Origin of the sequence: Neorhizobium sp. R1-B (assembly GCF_004368875.1) — a bacterium.
GTDB classification, from domain to species: Bacteria; Pseudomonadota; Alphaproteobacteria; order Rhizobiales; family Rhizobiaceae; genus Neorhizobium; species Neorhizobium huautlense.
Genome location: NZ_SOEM01000008.1, coordinates 137,050 through 157,968, shown reverse-complemented (window position 1 = coordinate 157,968; position 20,919 = coordinate 137,050). Strand labels below are relative to the sequence as shown.

Here is a 20,919-nt window from a genome sequence, read left to right as displayed (position 1 = left end):
ATGGACCGGATAGACAGGAAGCTCCTCAATCTTTTGCAGCGCGATGCATCGCGAACGAACGCGGATATGGCCGACGAGGTCGGGCTCTCACCGTCGAGCTGCCTGCGCCGCATTCGACGGCTACGCCAGACGGGTGTCATCGACAGGATTGTCGCAATCCTTAATCCAGCCAGTGCCGGGCGCACGTTGAAAGCAATGGTGACGGTCGAATTGAAGCTGCACAGCGAGCAGCAGATGCGCCAGTTTTTCGATCGGGCAACCAGAGAGGATGCGGTGGCGCAGGCTTATGCGGTAACGGGGGAGGTTGACGTCGTCCTGATGCTGCATCTTCGCGATATGGAGGAATACGATGCGCTTTGTGATCGTCTCTTTCGGGACGAGACAAATGTGGCCAGGTTCTTCACGATGATGATCATTCGCACTGCAAAGAATGAAACCGCAATTCCTTTGTAGCCCGGGCAGAGTGGCGTTATCCGGCCGACAAGGCTCATCGTTTCGATCTAGACTGTCCGTCACAGGGCACCGTTTCGATCTGGCTCGGGAGATGGGCCTGTTACGCACCTTTGCGCTGCGATATTCTCGGCCCATGAAGCTTAGCCAGACCATAAGGTTCTGTACCTCGGCGGATGGCACGCGGATCGCCGTCGCGTCATGTGGGAAGGGGCAGGTGATCCTGCGCGCCGCGCACTGGTTGAGCCATGTCGATTACGATCTCGAAAGCCCGGTGTGGCGGCCCTGGGTCCAGGCGCTTTCGGCCAACAACCGGTTTGTGCGTTACGACCCGCGTGGTTGCGGTCTCTCGGACCGTCATGTCGCCGACCTCTCGATCGCCGCCTGGCACGCGGATCTGGACGCCGTTGCGGCCTCGATCGAGGATCCGCGCTTTGTCCTCCTCGGTCTTTCGCAGGGCGGCGCCCTTGCGATCGCCTATGCCCGGCGGCATCCCGAACGCGTATCGCATCTGGTGCTGCTGAATGCCTACGCTCAGGGCGCCCGGACCAGGGCTCAGACCGACGCTGAGCGGCTTGAAGCCGAAACCCTTGTCAATTTTATCCGCATCGGCTGGGGACGCGACAATCCGGCGTTCTGTCAGTTCTTCACCAATCTCTTCATCCCTAACGGAACGCCCGAACAGCATCGCTGGTGGGGCGACCTCGAGCGGGTAACGGCAACGGCCGAGGTCGCCGCGGAGTTGCTTTGGCAGATGCAGGGGATCGATGTCCTGGAGCTTGCTGCCACGCTTTCCGTCCCCACTTTGATCGCCCATAGCCGTGGTGACTTACGCGTTCCGTTCGATCAGGGCTGCAAACTCGCAGCCGCGATCCCTGATGCACGCTTCGTGCCGCTTGAGAGCAAAAACCATGTGCTGTTGCCGGACGAACCGGCCTGGGTCGTGTTTCAGGCCGAACTTGCCGCCTTCCTCGGGCAGGGCCAGTCCATGCGGCCGCGCGCCATTCGCGAGGCTGGGCTGACACCGGCCGAGGCGGCGCTCCTCGACCTCGTTTCAGAAGGGCTAGACAACCATGCGATCGCGGGACGCCTCGGCAAGAGCGAAAAGACCGTGCGCAACCAGCTGTCGGTGATCTTCAGCAAACTTGGGGTGCACAACCGCTCCCAGGCGATCGTCATAGCACTGTCCGGTTCGTCCGGCTGATCGAGGGTTGCCGTCGCTACCCGGCGCCGACGGGACATCTGTCCCTGCAAGCCGGGAACTTTCCAGCCGGCAAGGGACAGCCGCCTCATGCCCGCCGTCGCGGCGGGGCGCATCCTCCGGCCACGGGCAGCAGGACGCCGCCCGAAAACCGGGAGGGAATTCGACATGACAGAACTCAACGAAACCACGCTGGACGAACTGGTAGGCCGCGTCCTTGGCGACCTCGGCGGTGCAGTCAGCGTGCCGCTGGTGCGGATCGGCGATGCGCTCGGTCTCTACAAGACGCTCAAGGAGATCGGGCCGGCGAAACCCGACGAGCTTGCCGAGGCTGCCGGTTGTGCGCCTCGCTACGTGCGCGAATGGCTGGGGGCGCAAACAGCCTCGGGCTATGTGCATCACGAGCGCGGGCGGTTCTCGCTGACGCCTGAGCAGTCGTTGGTGTTTGCAGAACCGGACAGTCCGGTCAACCTGATCGGCGCTTTCGATACCGCCGCCGCCATGGTGGAGAACCAGCCGAAGGTGCAGTCCGCCTTCAAGACCGGCCGGGGCGTCGCCTGGGGCGATCAGGCCAGTTGCATGTTCTGTGCCGTGGCGCGGCTGTTCCGGCCGGGATATATCAATGCCCTGGTGCAGGACTGGCTGCCGGCGCTGAACGGCGTGATCGACAAGCTCGAAGCGGGTGCGACGGTCGCCGACGTCGGATGCGGCCATGGGCTGTCGACGATTCTGATGGCGCAGGCATTTCCCCGCTCGCAGTTTACGGGCTACGACTTCCATCCGGGCTCGATTGCTGCTGCGACCGCCCATGCGCGGGCGCACGGGTTGGCGAACCTGCACTTCGAGGTCGCGAGGGCCCAGGACTTCGAAGGGCGCGACTTCGATCTGATCACCTGCTTCGACTGCCTGCACGACATGGGCGACCCGGAGGCTGCGGCGATTCATATCCGTAAGGCCCTCAAGGAGGGCGGGACGTGGATGGTCGTTGAGCCTGCCGCCGGAGACACGCTTGAGGAAAACCTCAATCCGGTGGGCCGGCTCTACTACTCCGCCTCGACGATGATCTGCGTCCCCACCTCGCTGGCCCAGGAGACCGGACTGGCACTTGGCGCTCAAGCGGGCGAACGCCGGTTGACCGAGGTGATCCGGTCGGGCGGCTTCACGCATGTCCGGCGGGCCGCTCAAACGCCGCTCAACATGGTGCTTGAAGCGACCTGAGACGAGATGGGGCGCCCGCCTTCGATTATGGAAAGGCGGGTGCTTCATCCCGATCTGAGGACCCATGCGCAAAACGCATGGGTGACGTGTCAAGTGTGCGCTTTCAGTTCAACCGGGGAGGGCCTATATAACAGCCATCGAAGCAAACGAAAGCGCCAAGGACTGGCAGCTGGGCTTCGAAAATCCCAGGAAAGGGGAACCATCATGAACGTCGCACGCACTCTCAACAATTGGCGCAAGTACCGTCAGACGGTTGCCGAACTGGGCCGTATGACCCCGCGCGAACTCAACGACCTCGGCATCGCACAGAGCGATATCCGCCGCGTTGCTCGCCAAGCCGTCGGCTTCTGATCGCCATCTGACTGCATGTATGTCAAACGCCCGCTTGTTCGCGGGCGTTTTGCATTTTGCGCATAGCTGATCGTCAAATTCCGATGCGCCCGACAGCCGGCACCTTGATGCCCGGCCGCGGAAAATCCAATCCCGCCACCAGACCCAGAAAATGCACTTCGAAACCGCTGCGCAGGCCGGCGGAAAAGCCGACGAGACCGCGCAGCGTGACATGCAGGTCCCGCCAGTCATCGTCGAGATGGACGAATTCCCCGTCCGGGAGATAGTCGCGGCCGACCGCATGCGGCGGTAATACCGCGCCGAGTTCCGGTACCGTTCGCAGCACATAGGCGACAAAGGTGTTGGAGTTCGGCCCTGGCCAGATCGTGTAGCCTCCCGGCTCCGCATAGGGATAGGCGGCAATCGCACCCTCGATCTTCGGAATCAGCAGTTCCGCTTTCGCGCCTTTGACCGAGGCCACGAGCTGTGGCGCGTTAGAATACCAGTAGGCGTCCGCTGGCCGGTGGTTTTTGCGGATCGGCGAGCCCCAGCCCACCTTGTCGTAGCGGGTATAGGTTTTCGCGCCCTTCGCCTTGGTGACGATCCAGGCATGGCTTGCGACGGCACCCTTCAATCCGCCGGTCATGGCGGAAAACACGTAGATCGCCGCGTCCTCGCTCGTGCCGGCCCCCGGCAGTATGCCCGCCGACGACCATCGCGCGTCGCTCCACCTGGCCGGCCTTTCCTTGATCGCCCACAATCCCGCCGAGGCGAAGGTCGGCAGCAGGTAGACAAGGAAGATAATCAGAAACAACCGTTTAACGGATTTCATGCTAAGCGCCCCGTGCAAGTCCCGCCGGACTGGTTTATGAGCCGGTGATATGGATCATTGAAAACAGCAATTTCAGGACAGGCCATGCAAAACCCCGTTACCGTCGAAGTTACCAGAGGCAACCTGGTCGAAAGCCGCCACCGTGGCCTCGGCGTGGTCGTGGATGGGGAGGGCAAGATCCTCTTTTCCTTCGGAGATGCGGATGCGGGTGTCTTTCCGCGCTCGGCCTGCAAGGCGATGCAGGCTCTGCCTCTCATCGAAAGCGGCGCGGCGGACGCTTACGGCTTCGGCAATGTCGAGCTGGCGCTTGCCTGTTCTTCCCATTCGGGCGAGGACGCCCATGTGGCGACCGCTGCCGCCATGCTTGCCAAAGCCGGCCGGGATCACTCCGCCCTGGAATGCGGCGCGCACTGGGCCTTCGACCAGAATGTGCTGATCCACCAGGCCCGCTCGCTCGACAAGCCGAGCGCGCTCCACAACAATTGCTCTGGAAAGCATTCCGGTTTTGTCTGCACCTGCGTCCACGCCGGCACGGACGTGAAGGGTTATGTCGGCTACGATCATCCGCTGCAGCGGGAGATCCGCAACGTCATGGAAAGCCTGACCGGCACCGTGCTCGGTCATGACAATTGCGGCACCGACGGCTGTTCGATCCCAAGTTACGCGGTGCCGCTGAAGGGGCTCGCCCACGGTTTTGCAAAGATGGCCACAGGCGCTACCCTTTCGACCGAACGAGCCAGGGCGTCGCGCCGCCTGATCGACGCCTGCATGGCCGAGCCCTTTTATGTCGCGGGCACCGGCCGGGCCTGCACCAAGCTGATGCAGGTCGCGCCCGGCAGGATCTTCGCAAAGACGGGTGCAGAAGGTGTCTTCGTTGCGGCCCTGCCGGAGCAGGGGATCGCCATGGCGGTCAAGTGCGAGGACGGCACCACGCGCGCCGCCGAGGCCATGATATTTGCTTTGGTCTCCCGCTATTTCGAAAAGGGCGGCGAGGTTGAGACGAAGCTGATGGCGATGGCGAACCGCTCGATGAAAAACTGGAACGGCATGCATGTCGGCGACATCCGCGTCACCGATGCACTGTTCGCCTAAGCTTCGATGATGTTGACGCCCTGCGCGCGATAGGGCGCCAGGCGCTCCTCCTGGATCCCCTTTTCCACGATCATGCCCGCGAGATCGGAGACTGGCATGATCGTGCAGGGTGAGGAGGCGTCGAGCTTTTCCGCGGTGATCAGGACGTAGGTTTCCGCGGATGAGGCGGCGATGTGCCGCTTGATCGCAGCCTCTTCGAAATCGCCCGTCGAAAGGCCGCGCGCCGGATGGAGGGCGGTGGCTCCAAGAAAGAAGATGTCCGGCCGCAGTTGCGTGATCTGCGCCATCGCCGCAGCACCCGTTGCGACCATGGAATGCTTGTAGAGCCGGCCTCCGATCAGGATCACTTCCGCCGTCGGATGATGTTCGAGCTCGGCCGCGATCGTCGGGCTGTGGGTGGCGACGGTGAAGGGGATGTCGCGTGGGAGAGCCCGCGCAATTTCTGCAGTCGACGTGCCGCCATCGAGAAAGATCATCTGGCCTTGCCGCACCAATCCGGCCGCCCGGACCCCGAGCCGTTGCTTCACGTCGGATGAGACCGTTCGCCGGGCAGAAAAATCCGGCAGGTCCGGCGATACCGGCATGGCGCCGCCATGCACGCGCCGGAGCAGGCCTTCGGCCGCCATCTCTCTCAGATCGCGGCGGATTGTATCCTCCGACAGCGCAAACTCTTTCGCTGCCCGTTTGGCGATCACCTGCCCCTCCCGGCGCAGCATGTCGAGGATGAGGCTTTTGCGTTGGCTGGTGAGTATGGCTCTTGACTCTGCACGATATTGCATGAATAAGCGCAAGAATGCCTGATTATGGGCAGAAAGTAAAGTTATTCAGGCAATTTTGTGTGGTTCTGCGATGTGAGCGGATAAGGTGGAGAAACGAAGATGTTGATTTTGATTGCCGGCCCCTATCGTTCTGGAACGGGTGACGATCCGGCGAAGATGGCCGAGAACCTCAAGCGGCTGGAAGCCCCGTCCTACGCCCTGTTCCAGGCGGGTCACCTGCCGATGATCGGCGAATGGGTGGCGCTGCCGGTCTGGCATGCGGCGGGCGGCGAGAGGGTCGGCGACGATCTCTACGAGGAGATTTTCCACCCAACGGCGGAGCGTCTGCTTCAGCTTTGCGAGGGCGTGCTGCGTCTGCCGGGCGAATCCAAGGGTGCCGACAACGACGTGCGGATCGCGACAGAGCGGGGGAGTCCCGTCTGGTACCGGCTGGAAGACGTTCCGGGCGTGATCTGACCTTTCCGTCAGGCCGGGGCGTGCTAAAAGGGCATCCTCAAACGTAGGATGCCCCCAACGGAGGATGCCATGTACACGCTCTATGTCGCTCCCGGCACCTGTGCGCTCGCAAGCCAAATCGCCCTTGCCGAATCCGGCCTGCCCTATGAGGTCAAGCGGATAAGGTTTGCCGAAAACGAGCAGCGCTCCGAGGCCTATCTGAAGATCAATCCGAAAGGGCGGGTACCGGCGCTGGTCACGGACAAGGGGGTGCTGACCGAAACGGTGGCGATCCTTGCCTTCATCGCCCAGACGGTGCCGGAGGCCGGACTGGCCCCGCTCGACGATCCGTTCCTGTTTGCCCGCATGCAGGCCTTCAACGCCTATCTCTCTTCAACAGTCCACGTCGCCCATGCTCACGGGCGGCGCGGCGCCCGTTGGGCCGATGAACCGTCCTCGCATGCCGACATGCTGCGCAAGGTTCCGCAGACGATGGCCGAGTGCTTCCGCCTGATCGAGAACGACTTTCTTGCCGGCCCCTATGTGCTGGGTGAGCAGTATTCGGTCGCCGATCCCTATCTTTTCACGATAGCCGGCTGGCTTGAGGGCGATAAGGTCGATATCGCCGAATTTCCGCGCGTCCAGAGTCATTTCGAGCGGATGAAGGCGCGGCCTGCCGTTCAGAAGGCGCTGGCGGAAGAAACTGCGGCCTAGTTCAGGCGCATTCGGCCAATTGCGGTCTCTCCGTTGCCGGTTCGGCGTGATAGGTCCCAGGGAAGGGCAGGTCCGCAAGCTGCCTGAGATCCATGGTCTGGATATCCGGGTGGCGGAGCGGGTCGTAGGTCTGCGTCTCCGCAAACGCTTCTGTCGTTTCCAACCAGGTCCTCAGCTTCAAGAAAATCTTCAGGCGTGTCATGATCGTCACCTTTCGCAAATTTGTGATCATTTGCAGGTGAAGTATCCTCGCCGCAGGCATGGCTTGCAATTGAGTTCTTAAACCAAGCGATATAGAAAATCTATATGAAGAACCTGAACCTCGTGCATCTGAACGGATTGAGGGCGCTGGAAGCGGTCGGCCGCCTCGGCTCGTTGCAGGCGGCTGCGGAAGAGCTAGGCGTTTCCATCGGTGCCGTCAGCCAGCAGGTCATCAAGGCCGAAGCGCAGCTGGGCCAGCCGGTGTTTCAGCGCCTGCCGAGGGGCATGGTGGCGGTGGACGGCGCGCGCCCCATGCTCGCCCGCCTGACGGACGGGTTTCACTCCTTGTCAGAGGCGGTCGGGCTCGGGAGGCGGCGAGACGATACGCTGCTGACCATCTCGGTAGCGCCGGTCTTTGCGGCCCGTTTCCTGGTCCATCGGCTCGACCGGTTCTCCACGCTGCATCCGGATATCCGCCTCAGGATCGATGCCACCACAAGGCTTGCTGACCTCGGCACCGACGATATCGATCTCGCCATCCGCGTCGGGCCCGGCACCTGGCCCGGTGTCGATGCCGAGCTCTTGATCGAGCAGACGGTGTTTCCGGTCTGTGCGCCGGCATTGGCCGAGAGACTGAAAGAGCCGCGCGATATCCTGCAATTGCCGGCGATCATCGACGGCCCCTCGATGTTTTCCTGGGACATATGGCTGAAGGAGGCCGGGCTTGACGGGTCAAGCATGGCCACCCGCCACGTCTTCAACGATGCTTCGCTTTGCCTCGACGCAACGATTGCGGGGCAGGGCGTCATGCTCGCCTGGCATACGCTTGCCACCTACGCGCTGGAGCAGGGCCGGCTGGTCGAGCCTTTTTCCGTGCGCGCCCGCACTGGCATGGGGCACTATCTCGTCACCCGCGCCGGCGCACGATTGCCGGCGAAGGTGAAGGCGTTCAGGGCGTGGCTGAAGAACGAACTGCCGTCCCCCGTGGAAACGCAAGGATGATTGGTCTTACGCCGGTTCGGCGAGACGCTTCTCCCACATTGCCTTGAAGGCCGGGCGGGCCTGGCACGTTTCGAGCCACGTCTTCAGCGCAGGGCGGTTGTCGAAGAGCGCCGAGTGTCCCTGGGCATAGCGAACGATTTCCGCGACATTGATGTCCGCCACGGTGAATCGGCCGCCCACCATATGGCTGTTTTGGGAGAAGTGCTTTTCCAGCACATCGAACGGCCGCTTGAGCAGGCGGGCTGCGACCTCAATCTCCGATTTGCCGTCGTCTGTATCCGCTTTCGTTTGCTGGATTTTGAGCGCCGGCGTCTCGATGCTGGTGGCGGCGAAAAGCGACCACTGGATCATCAGCGCCTCTTCATTGATGTCCTTCGGACCGATATCCCCGCCGTATTTGCGGGCAAGATAGAGCGAGATCGCGAGCGATTCATGCAGCACGAAACCGTCATCATCCATGGAAGGGATTGAGCCCATCGGGTTGAGGCCCAGGAACTCGGCCGAGAGCGTGTTGACCGGCGCCTCAGAGGCCATCGGCTCCGGCAGGCGGTAGGCCTGGATCACCGGCACATGCTCGAACGGGATGCCCAGTTCCTCGACAAGCCAGAGCGGGCGGGTGGCCCGCGAGCGATAGACCCCATAGATTTTCAGCATGATCGTCCCTCTTTGAAATGTCGGCGCAAGCTATGGCGCGCTTGCGAAAAACAAAAGATCAATCCGCGTTGGACAGTCATGAAAGTTTTAGATCGATGGAAATTCAGACGATCCTGTTTCCCTCGATCGTCAGATGTTTAAATCCAGTATTATCGCCACGACCGAGTTCGGCTGTGGCGGCTTGTTTCCAGCGATGACCGACCACGGCCCCGTCCCTGACCTGTTCGAAGAGATTGCCGGCGATCAGGGCGTTGCCCGCACCCTCGACGACGGTCACGGCGCAGCCGACCTTCGCCTGCCGCACGATGTTGCCGCTGGCGAGCACGTTGCGCAGGTAAGGGCCGAAACCGATCGCCAATCCCCACAGCGGGACATTCTCGATGACATTGCCGGTCATGGCCGTATCCGCCTCGGCGCTGATGCCGACGCCGAAGATCGCCTCATCCAGCACATAGGGACCAATGGGTTTGAGATTACGGACGATGTTGCCGGCGATGGTCGCCAGTCGGCCGCCCTCGTTGAAATTCACGACGGAGATGCCGTTTGCCGCACCGTCGACGACATTGCCCGAAATCATCGCGCCTTCGAAGGCGAACTCAGCATAGATGGCAGTCTCTCCGGAGCCGAAGCACTGGTTGTTGACGATCTGCGCATTCGAGGCGCTGTTGGCGCGTATGGCGGAGAAGGCCGACTCCGAGATGTGGTTACCCGCCACCATCACGTTGTCGGCGCGAAAGAGATTGATGGCATTACCATATTGCCCGGTGCCGCCATTGGTGGCGCCGATCCGGTAGAGACGGTTGCCGGTGACCATGGTTCCGTCTTTGCCCTTGTTCCAGCGGTGGATCAGGATGCCGCCGTTGCCGCAGTCGAAGATCGTATTGCCGGTGACCGAAAGGCCGCTGCTTTCGACTGCGAAAAGACCGTATTCCCCAGCGCCCGAGATACGACATCTTTCGATCCTGCCGCCGGAACGTTCGAGATAGATGGCCGTCTTGCCTGATCCGATGATCTCACAACTGTCTATAATCGCGTTTTCGACACCGGTCAGGCGAACGATCGCCGGGCTCTGGTCGTCGAGCCGGCCGTTCGCACCGTCGATGACGATATTGGAAAGTTCGATCCGCCGCGCGCCGTCGCCCCTGATGAGATACCCTCCGCCCGAATAGACGAGGCGGGATGCACCTGCCATGCCGGCGATGCGGGTGCCATCGGGCAGATCGAGATTGGAGACCTGGTAGTCTCCGGGTGGCAGGAAGACCGCCATGTTCTGGCGGGCGGCCGTGGCGATGATCTCGTTGAGCTTGCGCCTCTGCCTGTCGCCACCACCTGGCGTGATGCCGTGCTTGCTGACATCGATCGAACCCCGCAGGTCCATGGGCGACAGGCCCGACGAATTTGCGAAGGTATGTGACGCCATTCCGGCGCTGGCTGCACCTATCAAGGTCAATGCCGCGCGTCTTGAAATCATCCGGCGTGCTCCCCGTCGTTAGCAAAGCATTTGCCATGCGCGTTCTTTGCATGGGTTTACTACGAAATAGACTTGGAAGAGTGGGGCGAAAAGGCTTTTTTAGAGGCTTCAAGAATGGCAATTTCATAATGTTCTTAAGCGCCGCTAAGGATTTTCCCGCCATACTGTCCGCAGTGGGGCGTTGGGTCTTGTGCATTTTGAAGCGGATTGAAAGGAGATACAGGGATGGTGGAAACCCTGTTGCATAGCGTCGCTGGGAGCGACGCGGCCGATCCGCTCGATGAACTCTGCAGCCGCCTCCTGCGTATTTCTACCGACAGCGATATCGATTTGGACGTTGCCTTGGTGACCCGCGAGCTCGAGACGCGCACCCTGCTCGACCAACTGCCCGAATTCATCTACGTGAAAGACCGCCGCAGCCGCTTCGTTTTTGCCAATGCCGCGGCCGGTCGCAACAGCAGGTTTCACGACGGCTCTGACCTCATCGGCAAGACCGATTTCGACATCCTGGATCAAGCGACCGCCCGTGAGCTCTTTGCGATCGAGCAGGAGGTGATGTCCACCGGCACGCCGGTGGAAGGGCGCGAGGAGCGCATCACGCTGCCGGACGGCCGGCTATTGTGGCTCACTACCTCGAAGATGCCGCTACGCAACGCGGATGGATACATCGTCGGCCTTGTCGGCATTTCCAGGGACATCACCGAGCGCAAGCGTCAGGACGATCGCCGGCACGGCCACGCGCGCCTCCTGGAAATGATCGCCCGCGGTCAGCCGCTGCGGGCGGTGCTGGACGCGTTGGTTCGCACCGTCGAGGAGGAACTCGACGGCGTCACCGCCTCGGTCCTTCTTCTGGAGGAAGGAACGGACCGGCTGCGGCACGGCGCGGCGACAAATCTGCCGCCCGCCTATACCAAACTCATCGACGGCATTCAGATCGGACCGAAGGTCGGCTCCTGCGGCACCGCCGCCTGGAGACGCGCCCCTGTGGTGGTCAAGGATGTGATGACCGATCCGCTGTGGGAGGATTATCGCGAGCTTGCGAAGGCATTTTCCCTGGGTTCCTGCTGGTCGACGCCGATCATGGCCCCCGACGGCGTCGTCCTAGGCACTTTCGGACTTTATTCAGAGGCCGGCCGCGAACCGACGGAACTCGAGTGGGAGTTGACGGCCATGGCGACCGATATCGCCGGCATCGCCATCGAGCGCGCCCGCAACGAAGACCGTATCCGGCATATGGCGCACCATGATCCGCTGACCGGCCTGCCGAACCGGACGCTGTTCTGGACGCAGTTCGGCCGCGCGTTGCATGAGGCGCGTCGGGAAAACCGCAAGGTCACCGTCGCCTATATCGACCTCGACAATTTCAAGCAGATCAACGATACGCTCGGCCATGCCGCCGGCGACGAAGTTCTGAAGACCTTGTCATCCCGCATGGCCCGCTGCATCAGGGCGAGCGACCTCCTGGTCCGTCTCGGCGGCGACGAATTTGCGATCGTCTTCAGCAATCCAAATCACGATGATCTCGGCGTGCTGCGCCGCCTGCAGGAACTGCGGGCCGGGATTTCCCGGCCATTCTTCATCGAAGAGCACTCCGTGGTTGCGACCTGCAGCATGGGCGTCGCTTTTTTTCCGCAGGACGGCGATACGCCGGAGGCCCTGCTCGCCCGTGCGGACCGCGCCATGTACGAAGCCAAGGACATGGGTCGCGACAAACTGCGCGTATCCGGCGGCGAGGGAATTTAGCCTCCGCCACCGTGGCGCGGATTATTCGGCACTCGTTGTCTCCGTGGGATCGCGAACTCTCTCCGCCGCCATGTAGATCACTTCGAAACCGGAAACGAACTTCTCGAAAAGGACGGAAAATGCGTTGATCTCGTCGTCCGGCCAGCCTTTGAGCACATGGGCGAGAAGCGAGCGCTTGACGGAGCGGATTTCCGCAAAAAGACTTTCCCCCAGTTCCGTCGCCACCAGCAGCGAACGTCGCCCGTCGGCCTGCGAGGCGTCGCGGCGCAGAATGCCGCGGGCGACGAGGTCTGCGACCAGCCGGCTGCCGCGAGAGGGGTCGATGCGCATGGCTTCAGCGATCGCTCCCACTGTCGCTTCCCCCTCTATGCGGCGGATCACGTCCAGCACGTCGAGATGTGAGATTTCCAGACCGGGAACGATCCGGGCGATAGCTGTTCGCCCGATGATCCGCCGGCCGATCAGGAGACGCATGCGCGCAAGCGTTTCGCCGATACGTGCCACGTCCTCGGGTGATGGAGAGGCCGCAATGTCCTGCCTTTGGTCGTTTTGGGTCGTCATTGCGTGAAGATATCAGAGCGTTTTCGTCCGGCCAATAGTTCTTTGCTGTTTACATCAAGGTGCGGTTGACAATTATATGCTGAAGGCAGATAAAATTTCCTCCATGTGGATTGTCTCATGGATATGACCCGCCCGGCCAGCGCGCCGCTCGTTGCCAGCCACCGCCAGCGGTTGGCGATCTTCTGTTTTCTCCTGACCGCGCTATTTATGGCGACGCTGGACAACCAGATCGTTTCCACGGCTCTGCCGACCATTGCTGCTGAATTCGGACAGCTGGAACGTTTCGGGTGGGTCGGATCGGCCTATCTTCTCGCCACCAGTGCGACAATGCCTGTCTACGGCAAGCTGGGGGATCTATTCGGGCGAAAATACGTGATGATCGCAGCGATCGTGATTTTCACCGTCGGCTCGCTGACCTGCGGCCTTGCATGGTCAATGGATTCGTTGATCGCCTCCCGAGTCCTGCAAGGCATGGGCGGCGGCGGCATCATGGTCTCGATCTTCTCCATCAACGCAGATCTTTTCGAAGCGCGCGAGCGGGCGAAATACCAGAGTTATTCCAGCCTGGTGATCATGGCTTCGGGAAGCGTGGGACCGCTGCTCGGCGGCACGATGAGCGAGCTCTTCGGCTGGCGTTCGATATTCCTGATCAACCTGCCGATCGGCATCATCGCCTTGACCGGCATCCTGCTGCTTCTGCCCTACCGCCGTCCCGTCCGCCGGCCGAAGATCGATTATGTGGGCGCGATCCTGCTGGCGGCGACGGTCACCAGCTTTGTGGGATGGGCAGACAGCGTCACTTTGTTCGGCTCGCTGTTTGCCTGGCAGTCCTTGATGATCGTGGCGTCGGGCATGCTTTGCGCGGCTCTCTGGATAGTCGTCGAGGCCCGCGTGCCCGAGCCGATCGTGCCATTAAAGCTTTTCCGTGATTCCACCTTTTCCTTGTTCCTGATCATCGCCTTTTGTTCGGGTGGCGTCGCGATCGGCATGGTCAATTATTTCGCGCTCTTCCTGCAGACGACAACCGGACTCTCGCCATCGAGCGCGGGATTGTTCTTCATCGGCGCGACCTCCGGCATTGTTATCGGCTCCCTGGCGGCGGGCCGGCTGATCTCGATTACGGGGCGCTACAAGCCGTTCGCAATCGCGGGGATGACATTGAACATCGCGGCACTCTTCCTCTTTTCGCAATTGGCCGCAGGAACACCCCTTTCGATCATTTTCGCGCTGATGTTCCTGCAGGGCCTGGCGATCGGCTTTGGTCAGCAAGCGCCGATCATCGGCGTGCAGAATTCCGCGCCGCATGACGATGTCGGCGCCGCCACCGGTGCCGTAACCCTGACGCGCATGGCCGGGGCTTCGGTTGCCATTTCGCTCTATGGCGCGATCGTTGCAGCGGGGCTGCGCGGGGTGGAGGCAAATATCCCGGGTGTCGCCGAGATAGGCTCGCTGACGCCGCAAATGCTCCTTGATCTTCCGGCTGCCGCCCGCCTTGCCGTGCAGCATGTTTATGCCGGCGCTTTCACATCCGTGTTCACAACGGCGGCGATAATTGCAGCGGCAGGCCTCCTTGCCGGCCTTTTCCTGAAGCCCGTCCGTCTTCCGCCGGCAAGGCATGCGGACAAGGCCGACGTGAAGTGACGCTGATCTGGCGGCGTGCCATTTTTGCCCTATCTTCAAGGGCATGAAACCAGAGGCCCTGCTTCATCCTACCCCAGCCGGGCTGTTCTGCCCCATCGGTCGTTTTCACGTCGATCCGGTACGCCCCGTCGAACGGGCTTTGATCACCCACGGCCATTCCGACCATGCCCGCGCCGGCCACGCAAAGGTCCTGGCGACACGCCAGACGCTCGATATCATGCGGCTGCGCTATGGCGATGACTTTTGCGGTGGGGAACAGGCAGCCGCCTTCGGCGAGGAGATCGATATCGAAGGCGTCAGGGTAAGCTTCCACCCTGCCGGTCACGTGCTCGGCTCGGCGCAGATCGCCATCGAGAAGGATGGCCTGCGCATCGTCGTCTCCGGGGATTACAAGCGCGGCATCGATCCCACCTGCGCGCCCTTCGTGCCGGTTGCCTGCGATGTCTTCATAACCGAGGCGACCTTCGGCCTGCCGGTTTTCCATCATCCGGATCCCAAGGAGGAGATTGCCAAGCTGCTGACCTCGCTGAAACAGTTTCCCGAGCGCAGCCATCTGATCGGTGCCTATGCGCTTGGCAAGGCGCAGCGCGTCATCCGGCTGATCCGCGATTGCGGCTATTCCGAACCGATCTTCATTCACGGCGCGCTTGCAAAGCTCTGTGAGTATTATGTCGGCGAAGGGATAGATCTTGGCGACATCCGTCCGGCAACGATCGAGAAGAGCAGTCCCGCAGCCTTCAGGGGCGCTGTCGTGGTGGGGCCGCCGTCCGCGTTTCAGGATCGCTGGGCGCGGCGTTTCAACGAGCCGTTGATCGCTTTTGCATCAGGCTGGATGATGGTGCGCCAGCGGGCGAAACAGGGTGGGGTCGAGCTGCCGCTCGTCATTTCCGACCATTGCGATTGGCCGGAATTACTGGCGACGATCGAGGAGATCGCCCCGTCCGAGGTATGGGTCACCCATGGCCGCGAGGAGGCGCTGGTGCGCTGGTGCGAGCTGAAGAACATCCCGGCCCGGCCTCTGCATCTCGTCGGCTACGAGGACGAGGGGGATTGATGAAAGCCTTCGCGACACTCCTCGACCGGCTGGTCTTCACCCCCTCGCGCAACGGCAAGCTGACCCTGCTTGCCGACTATTTCCGCAATACGCCGGATCCCGACCGCGGTTATGGCCTTGCCGCGCTGGCCGGCGGGCTCGACTTGAAAAGTGTCAAACCCGCGATGCTGCGCGACCTGGTGTTGGAGCGCATGGACCCGATCCTCTTCCAGTATTCCTACGATTATGTCGGCGATCTCGCCGAGACGATTTCGCTGGTCTGGGATGGCGGCGCCAAGGATACGATCGATGATGAGCACCAGCCGCGTCTCGGCGAGGTCGTCACCCGCATGAACTCGCTCGGCCGCACCGAAGTGCGCTCGGCCGTTCGCGACCTGCTTGACAGGCTTGATCCGTCGAGCCGCTTCGCATTCCTGAAACTCGCGACAGGATCGCTCCGCATCGGTGTCTCGGCCCGGCTTGCGAAACAGGCACTATCCGATATGAGCGGCAAGGACGTGACTGAAATCGAAACCCTCTGGCACGGATTGGCGCCGCCCTACGAGCCTCTCTTCGCCTGGCTGGAGGGCCGGGCGGAGAAGCCGGTGCTCGCAACCCCCGCCATCTTCCATTCAGTCATGCTGGCAAATCCGGTCGAAGAGGGCGATCTCCAAAAGATCGATCCTCTCGACTATGCCGCCGAATGGAAATGGGACGGCATTCGAGTCCAGATGTCCAGCTACGGCGGCACGAAGAAACTCTATTCCCGCTCCGGCGACGACATTACCGGCGCCTTTCCGGATATCGTTGCGGCGATCAATTTCGAAGGCGTCATCGACGGCGAATTGCTCGTCGGCGGCACTTTGCGTTCCAACAGCCCAACCCGCACGTTTTCTGACCTGCAGCAGCGGCTGAACCGCAAGACGGTAACGGGCAAGATGCTGGACGAATATCCGGCCTTCGTGCGCGCCTACGACCTGCTCTTCCAGGGCGATATGGATATCCGCGCCAGGTCCTTCTTCGAACGCCGCGATCGTCTTGCCGGTATCATAGAGGGCGCGCCGCACGATCGGTTCGACCTCTCGCAGCTCGTGCCTTTCACCACGTGGGAGGAACTGGACAGCCTGCGGATCGCGCCGCCGGACCCGGTCATTGAAGGCGTGATGATCAAAAGGAAGGACAGTCCCTATCAGGCCGGACGGCTCAAGGGGCCATGGTTCAAGTGGAAGCGCGATCCCTACAACATTGACGCGGTGATGCTGTATGCCCAGCGCGGCCACGGCAAGCGCTCGAGCTATTATTCCGATTTCACCTTCGGCGTCTGGGCCGAGACGCCGGATGGCGAAGAGCTGGTGCCGGTCGGAAAGGCCTATTTCGGCTTCACCGATGCGGAGCTCGAAGTGCTCGACAAGTTCGTGCGCGACAACACAGTCGACCGCTTCGGGCCGGTGAGGGCAGTGCGGGCGGAGCCCGGCTTCGGCTTCGTGCTGGAGGTTGCCTTCGAAGGCATCAACCGCTCCACCCGCCACAAATCCGGTGTCGCCATGCGCTTCCCGCGCATCGCCCGGCTGAGACAGGACAAGCTGCCACGCGATGCCGACCGGCTTTCGACGCTGACGGCGATGTTAGGTGCGAAAACGGGACAAGGCTGATCGCCGATCTCAAATCGTTGAATGGACAGCGCCGTGACCGAATGCTGAGATCGCTGAGGGTTATATTTTTCAGGACTCGGAAAACATGGCAGACGGCCGGAAGACTTCCTTCACGCGTTCTTTCCAAGGCGGGCTCACCCGCCGCGCGTTTCTTGCTGCAACCTCCGGCCTGTCGGCGGCGGCGCTTCTGCCGGCATCGGCAAGCGCGGTCGCTTTTCCCGTTCCCGAAATGCTGCCGCTTGAAAGAGAAGACTATGCGGACGCCCGCCGGCGCTTTCGGACCAATCTCGTCAACAAAGGGGCATCCCCGGAAAAGTCGGAGCCGCTCGGCACGCCGCCCGGTGCAAGGCGCGTCTTCTATCGCGGCGGTCCGGATCGCTCGATCGAGTTGATCGCCTGGCTTTCCCACTACCAGCCGTCGGCCAAATTGAAGCCCGCGGTTCTCTTCCTTCACGGCGGCAATGCGACCGGCGAAGGCCACTGGGAGCTGATGAAGCCCTATTGGGAAGCAGGTTTCGTTGTGCTGCATCCATCCTTCCGTGGCGAAAACGGCCAGGCGGGTAACTTTTCCGGCTTTTACGACGAGACGGCCGATGCGCTGGCGGCTGCGAGCTATCTGGAGGCCCTACCGGGGATCGACAAGGACCGCCTCTTCCTTGCAGGCCACAGCAATGGCGGCACGCTGGCGATCCTCGCCGCGATGACGCGCAAATTCCGCGCTGCCGCGCCGGTTTCGGCCGGCGTCAATGCATGGCGTTTCTTCAGCCGTTACGATCGCGAAATCCGCTTCGATGCGGCTGATCCGAGGGAGTTCATCATGCGCTCTTCGGTCTGCTTCGGCCCGAGCCTCAAATGCCCGGCCCTTTTGCTGCGCGGCACTGAAGAGCGACCCTTCGACAAGGATCATCAGCTCCTGATCGATCGGGCCCGCTCTGCCGGCGTTTCCATCGACGCCAAGCTCCTGCCGGGAAACCACAATGGCGTCGTTCCCGCCGCTGTACTTGAAAGCATCCGCTTTTTCAACGAGGTCGCGGCCTGAAGTGCGGGCTGTCTTTTCTGTGTTTTCCACACTGTATTCCGGCGACGGAGACTGGGGCGCGCAGAGCCCAGGATCATCGACAAAGCTTTGTAGTTGATGGATCCCACCTATCTGTGTTCCAACCAATGCTGGTTTGGCGGCGGAACAGCTTCTCCCGGTTCCCGTAAAACGCTGAGGGATTTTCGAATCGACCAGTACGGGCAGAGGACAATCCTTCAATTGAAGGACTGCAGATCAAGTTCGGGAAGGTCGACATTCTGCTTGACCTTCGGGAGCGGATAGATCGGATGGAGCGCCAGCGGCTTTCAGGGGCTGGAAGCCAGCGACGAGTCGCAGCGAAGACAAGCTCGGCCTCTTTAGTCTGGGCAAGGATGTCGAGTTCGAAGCCGAGCGTTCCCATCCATTCCGCCACCTTCGCCCCCTAACACGTCGAAACCTAACCCTTAAACAAAAATGCCGAGACCTCGAGAGATCTCGGCATCGATTCGGCAAAACTTTGGGGTCAGAACTTCACACCTAGGCCGACCTTAATAGCGTGCTGGTCCAGGTCCGCGTCGATAGTACCCGCTCCGAAGTCGAACGTCTTGCTACCGAAGTCGCTATATCGGTATTCAACTCGAGCGAAGATGTTGTCGGTAAACGCGTAATCCACGCCGGCACCAACGGTGTAACCACTAAACATTTCTTCTTCGGTGCCAAATCCAGGTACACTCACCTCGCCACGAGCGCCGGTCCAACCAGCAGTGGCGTAAAGGAGGGCATGATCAATGGCGTAGCCAACACGAGCGCGGACTGAGCCTTGCCATTCCGTCTTCGCTTCAGCACCCGCAACGATTTCATCTTCGTTCCAATTACGCTCAAGGTCAGCTTCGATGCCGAGGACGAAGTTATTGGAAAACTGATGATTGTATCCGACGAATGCGCCAAGGAGGCCACCGTCAAGGTCTGCGTCGAACGTGCCGGCACCACCAGAGATGTCAAAGGATCCATCGCCCCATGCGTAGCCACCCTGAATACCAACGTACGGACCCGACCAGGTGAAAACCTGCACTTCTTCTGCAACAGGTGCGGTTGGCACCTGATCAACTGCATCGGCTGCTTGCGCTGCGGTGGAGAGTGCGAGCATAGCAACAGATGTGAAAAGTAAAGAACGCATATGAGACTCCGTCATCTTGATGCTTAACGATAGCTAATTCAGGGGATATTGGCTGTGACTTTTTAACCACACCGACTGGGGGAACGCCTAAAGAAAAACCCGCGGCGTTCTGCGTACGCCGATCATGGCAAAACTGGCCTGCGCCTATCCCCGCCTGACGGTGGAGATCCATATCCACGATGCCTTCGTGGATATCGTCGCGCAGGGCTTCGATGCTGGCATTCGGCTGGGCGAGGCCGTGCAGCAGGACATGGTGACCGTCCGGCTGACGCCGGCTTTCAAGGCGATCCTTGCCGCATCGCCCGATTACCTGGAGGCGAGGGGCGAACCCGAAGCGATTGCCGATCTGTCGAGCCACAATTGTATCGGCTTCCGGATGCTGGGTTCGGGCGGGCTGTATGAATGGGATCTCAACGACCAGGGCAAGGATGTTTCGGTGCGGGCGGCCGGCACCGCCGTGGTGACCGACGCTACCTATGCGCGGGATCTGGCCCTTTCGGGCATCGGCATTGCCTATGGCTTCGAACCGTTGGTCCGTTCCGATATTCGCGAGGGGCGGCTGAAATGGGTGCTGCCGGATTCAGCCGTCGAAGAAGACGGCTTGTTCCTTTATTATCCGCGCCGAGCGCTTCATGGCGCCAAAACTGCGCGCCTTCATCGATATCGCCCGGAGGGCATCCGGGCGGTGGCGCTTGCCGGTTGCAGGCGAGCGGTTGCCAGTCACACCTGAAGATCTCCTACCTGAAGATCAATGACTGGTGGGTGGCGGCTCCCGCGATATTGCCGTCTCCAACTGCTAGCGCGACCGAACCTGCCGCTCTCGCCGCGTCCCCGCAGGCGAAGACGCCCGGCACGCTCGTTTCCTTGGTAAGGTCGGTCTTGATGAACGGATAGAGGCCGTCCTCCTCGAAGTCGCAGCCGAGCTGTTCGGCGATGGTGCTGGCGAGCCGAGGTTTCGGCAGGACGAAAAGCCCGGCAAAGCTGAAGGTGCGGCCATCCTCGAAAACGACATCGGCATGTCCGCTGATCTCCTTGACCCTTGCCGTCTCGATCGTGACGCCTCGCTCATCGAGTTTTGCCTGCTGTTCTGCGTCCGGTGAAAAGCAGCCGTCGAGCATCAAGGTCGTCCGGCCCCAATCCGGCAGCATCAGCGCGTGGTGCATGGAGGCTTCCGAGCTGGCGATCACGCCGATTTCGCCCTGGTCGAGCTCGTATCCGTGGCAATAGGGGCAGTGGAAGGCGGTGCGTCCCCAGCGCTCTGCAAGTCCGGGAATCTCGGGAAGCTCGTCGGTCACCCCGATTGCCAGCACCAGCCGCCGGGCGGAAAGCTGCCGCCCGTCGCTGGTTCGGATGGAAAAGCCTTCGCCCTGTTTTTCCGCCTCTTCCGCGCGGGCATCTCGCCATTCGACCGTCGGGTAACGCAGCAGCTGTTCGCGGGCATCGGCAGCGATTGCGCCCGGAGCGCGTCCGTCCTGGCCGAGAAATCCATGTGAGGTCGCGGCGAACCGGTTTCGGCGCATGCCTTCGTCGATCACCAGGATCCGTCTGCGGGCGCGGGCGAGCTGGAGCGCCGCCGAAAGTCCGGCATAGCTGCCGCCGACAATGATCGCATCGTAGGACATCGTTTGGCTCCTTGAGAATTTCTCGCTACATCGTAAGTTACATGATGTCTCCACGTCAAGAGTTTGTAACTTTGCTTGTTGCATAAGGTTCCA

The 20,919-nt window shown here is 61.4% G+C and carries 22 protein-coding genes; 14 read left to right on the top strand and 8 right to left on the bottom strand.

Translation table 11 applies throughout. The annotated features are described in order from the left end of the window. The 4 genes from EDE05_RS13925 to EDE05_RS13910 all read left to right on the top strand — a co-directional run bounded on the left by EDE05_RS13925 (position 1) and on the right by EDE05_RS13910 (position 3,220). On the top strand, positions 1-453 hold the full coding sequence (locus EDE05_RS13925) for an Lrp/AsnC family transcriptional regulator (protein WP_132410486.1): 453 nt from the start codon (positions 1-3) through the stop codon (positions 451-453). 133 nt (positions 454-586) lie between these two features. Beyond that, positions 587-1,654 carry an alpha/beta fold hydrolase gene (locus EDE05_RS13920; protein WP_132410488.1) on the top strand — a complete coding sequence of 356 codons (1,068 nt, stop codon included), beginning with the start codon at positions 587-589 and terminating at the stop codon, positions 1,652-1,654. Positions 1,655-1,819: 165 nt separating this feature from the next. Beyond that, positions 1,820-2,869 carry a class I SAM-dependent methyltransferase gene (locus EDE05_RS13915; RefSeq protein ID WP_134101572.1) on the top strand — a complete coding sequence of 350 codons (1,050 nt, stop codon included), beginning with the start codon at positions 1,820-1,822 and terminating at the stop codon, positions 2,867-2,869. Positions 2,870-3,073: 204 nt separating this feature from the next. After that, entirely contained in the window at positions 3,074-3,220 is a 147-nt protein-coding gene (locus EDE05_RS13910) for a DUF1127 domain-containing protein (protein ID WP_105371790.1), read from the top strand. Between the two features lie 73 nt (positions 3,221-3,293). Here EDE05_RS13910 and EDE05_RS13905 read toward each other — a convergent pair whose 3' ends face one another. Then, a complete protein-coding gene (locus EDE05_RS13905) occupies positions 3,294-4,031 on the bottom strand; it encodes a DUF3750 domain-containing protein (protein WP_134101569.1) in 738 nt (245 codons plus the stop codon). An 84-nt stretch (positions 4,032-4,115) separates the two neighbouring features. On the opposite strand from EDE05_RS13905, the gene EDE05_RS13900 reads away from it, so the two are divergent. Next, on the top strand, positions 4,116-5,123 hold the full coding sequence (locus tag EDE05_RS13900) for an asparaginase (protein WP_134101565.1): 1,008 nt from the start codon (positions 4,116-4,118) through the stop codon (positions 5,121-5,123). On the opposite strand, the gene EDE05_RS13895 is transcribed toward EDE05_RS13900, so the two are convergent. Beyond that, complete coding sequence (locus EDE05_RS13895) at positions 5,120-5,875, bottom strand: DeoR/GlpR family DNA-binding transcription regulator (RefSeq protein WP_134101638.1); 756 nt, start codon at positions 5,873-5,875, stop codon at positions 5,120-5,122. The genes EDE05_RS13900 and EDE05_RS13895 overlap by 4 nt on opposite strands. A gap of 126 nt (positions 5,876-6,001) precedes the next feature. On the opposite strand from EDE05_RS13895, the gene EDE05_RS13890 reads away from it, so the two are divergent. Then, positions 6,002-6,358, top strand: coding sequence for a DUF4406 domain-containing protein (locus EDE05_RS13890; protein WP_134101561.1), 357 nt, complete (start codon positions 6,002-6,004; stop codon positions 6,356-6,358). Positions 6,359-6,427: 69 nt separating this feature from the next. Then, positions 6,428-7,051 (top strand): glutathione S-transferase family protein, encoded by a 624-nt coding sequence (locus tag EDE05_RS13885; RefSeq protein ID WP_134101558.1) that lies wholly within the window; start codon positions 6,428-6,430, stop codon positions 7,049-7,051. A gap of 1 nt (position 7,052) precedes the next feature. On the opposite strand, the gene EDE05_RS13880 is transcribed toward EDE05_RS13885, so the two are convergent. Beyond that, positions 7,053-7,253, bottom strand: coding sequence for a hypothetical protein (locus tag EDE05_RS13880; protein ID WP_112802895.1), 201 nt, complete (start codon positions 7,251-7,253; stop codon positions 7,053-7,055). A 104-nt stretch (positions 7,254-7,357) separates the two neighbouring features. On the opposite strand from EDE05_RS13880, the gene EDE05_RS13875 reads away from it, so the two are divergent. Beyond that, on the top strand, positions 7,358-8,254 hold the full coding sequence (locus EDE05_RS13875) for a LysR substrate-binding domain-containing protein (RefSeq protein ID WP_134101554.1): 897 nt from the start codon (positions 7,358-7,360) through the stop codon (positions 8,252-8,254). A gap of 6 nt (positions 8,255-8,260) precedes the next feature. Here EDE05_RS13875 and EDE05_RS13870 read toward each other — a convergent pair whose 3' ends face one another. Both EDE05_RS13870 and EDE05_RS13865 read right to left on the bottom strand, forming a co-directional pair. Continuing rightward, complete coding sequence (locus EDE05_RS13870) at positions 8,261-8,908, bottom strand: glutathione S-transferase family protein (RefSeq protein ID WP_112802620.1); 648 nt, start codon at positions 8,906-8,908, stop codon at positions 8,261-8,263. Positions 8,909-9,011: 103 nt separating this feature from the next. Continuing rightward, positions 9,012-10,379, bottom strand: a complete 1,368-nt coding sequence (locus EDE05_RS13865; RefSeq protein WP_134101550.1) for a TIGR03808 family TAT-translocated repetitive protein — start codon at positions 10,377-10,379, stop codon at positions 9,012-9,014. A 225-nt stretch (positions 10,380-10,604) separates the two neighbouring features. On the opposite strand from EDE05_RS13865, the gene EDE05_RS13860 reads away from it, so the two are divergent. Beyond that, on the top strand, positions 10,605-12,122 hold the full coding sequence (locus EDE05_RS13860; protein ID WP_134101546.1) for a diguanylate cyclase: 1,518 nt from the start codon (positions 10,605-10,607) through the stop codon (positions 12,120-12,122). Between the two features lie 21 nt (positions 12,123-12,143). Here EDE05_RS13860 and EDE05_RS13855 read toward each other — a convergent pair whose 3' ends face one another. Then, positions 12,144-12,683, bottom strand: coding sequence for a MarR family transcriptional regulator (locus EDE05_RS13855; RefSeq protein ID WP_134101542.1), 540 nt, complete (start codon positions 12,681-12,683; stop codon positions 12,144-12,146). Between the two features lie 117 nt (positions 12,684-12,800). On the opposite strand from EDE05_RS13855, the gene EDE05_RS13850 reads away from it, so the two are divergent. The 4 genes from EDE05_RS13850 (at position 12,801) to EDE05_RS13835 (ending at position 18,048) form a co-directional block, all read left to right on the top strand. Further along, positions 12,801-14,324, top strand: coding sequence for an MDR family MFS transporter (locus EDE05_RS13850; RefSeq protein ID WP_134101539.1), 1,524 nt, complete (start codon positions 12,801-12,803; stop codon positions 14,322-14,324). Positions 14,325-14,367: 43 nt separating this feature from the next. Beyond that, positions 14,368-15,378 carry a ligase-associated DNA damage response exonuclease gene (locus tag EDE05_RS13845; protein ID WP_134101535.1) on the top strand — a complete coding sequence of 337 codons (1,011 nt, stop codon included), beginning with the start codon at positions 14,368-14,370 and terminating at the stop codon, positions 15,376-15,378. After that, positions 15,378-17,009, top strand: a complete 1,632-nt coding sequence (locus EDE05_RS13840; protein WP_134101532.1) for a cisplatin damage response ATP-dependent DNA ligase — start codon at positions 15,378-15,380, stop codon at positions 17,007-17,009. The genes EDE05_RS13845 and EDE05_RS13840 overlap by 1 nt, the downstream gene beginning before the upstream one ends. A gap of 85 nt (positions 17,010-17,094) precedes the next feature. Further along, positions 17,095-18,048: an alpha/beta fold hydrolase gene (locus EDE05_RS13835; protein ID WP_132410514.1), complete on the top strand. Its 954-nt coding sequence runs from the start codon at positions 17,095-17,097 to the stop codon at positions 18,046-18,048. A gap of 502 nt (positions 18,049-18,550) precedes the next feature. On the opposite strand, the gene EDE05_RS13830 is transcribed toward EDE05_RS13835, so the two are convergent. Continuing rightward, positions 18,551-19,204: an outer membrane protein gene (locus tag EDE05_RS13830; RefSeq protein WP_105371775.1), complete on the bottom strand. Its 654-nt coding sequence runs from the start codon at positions 19,202-19,204 to the stop codon at positions 18,551-18,553. A gap of 124 nt (positions 19,205-19,328) precedes the next feature. Between EDE05_RS13830 and EDE05_RS13825 the strand changes: the two genes are divergently transcribed. Beyond that, entirely contained in the window at positions 19,329-19,934 is a 606-nt protein-coding gene (locus EDE05_RS13825) for a LysR substrate-binding domain-containing protein (RefSeq protein WP_134101527.1), read from the top strand. Between the two features lie 7 nt (positions 19,935-19,941). Here EDE05_RS13825 and EDE05_RS13820 read toward each other — a convergent pair whose 3' ends face one another. Further along, positions 19,942-20,826: an NAD(P)/FAD-dependent oxidoreductase gene (locus EDE05_RS13820; protein ID WP_134101523.1), complete on the bottom strand. Its 885-nt coding sequence runs from the start codon at positions 20,824-20,826 to the stop codon at positions 19,942-19,944. Positions 20,827-20,919 lie beyond the last annotated feature (93 nt).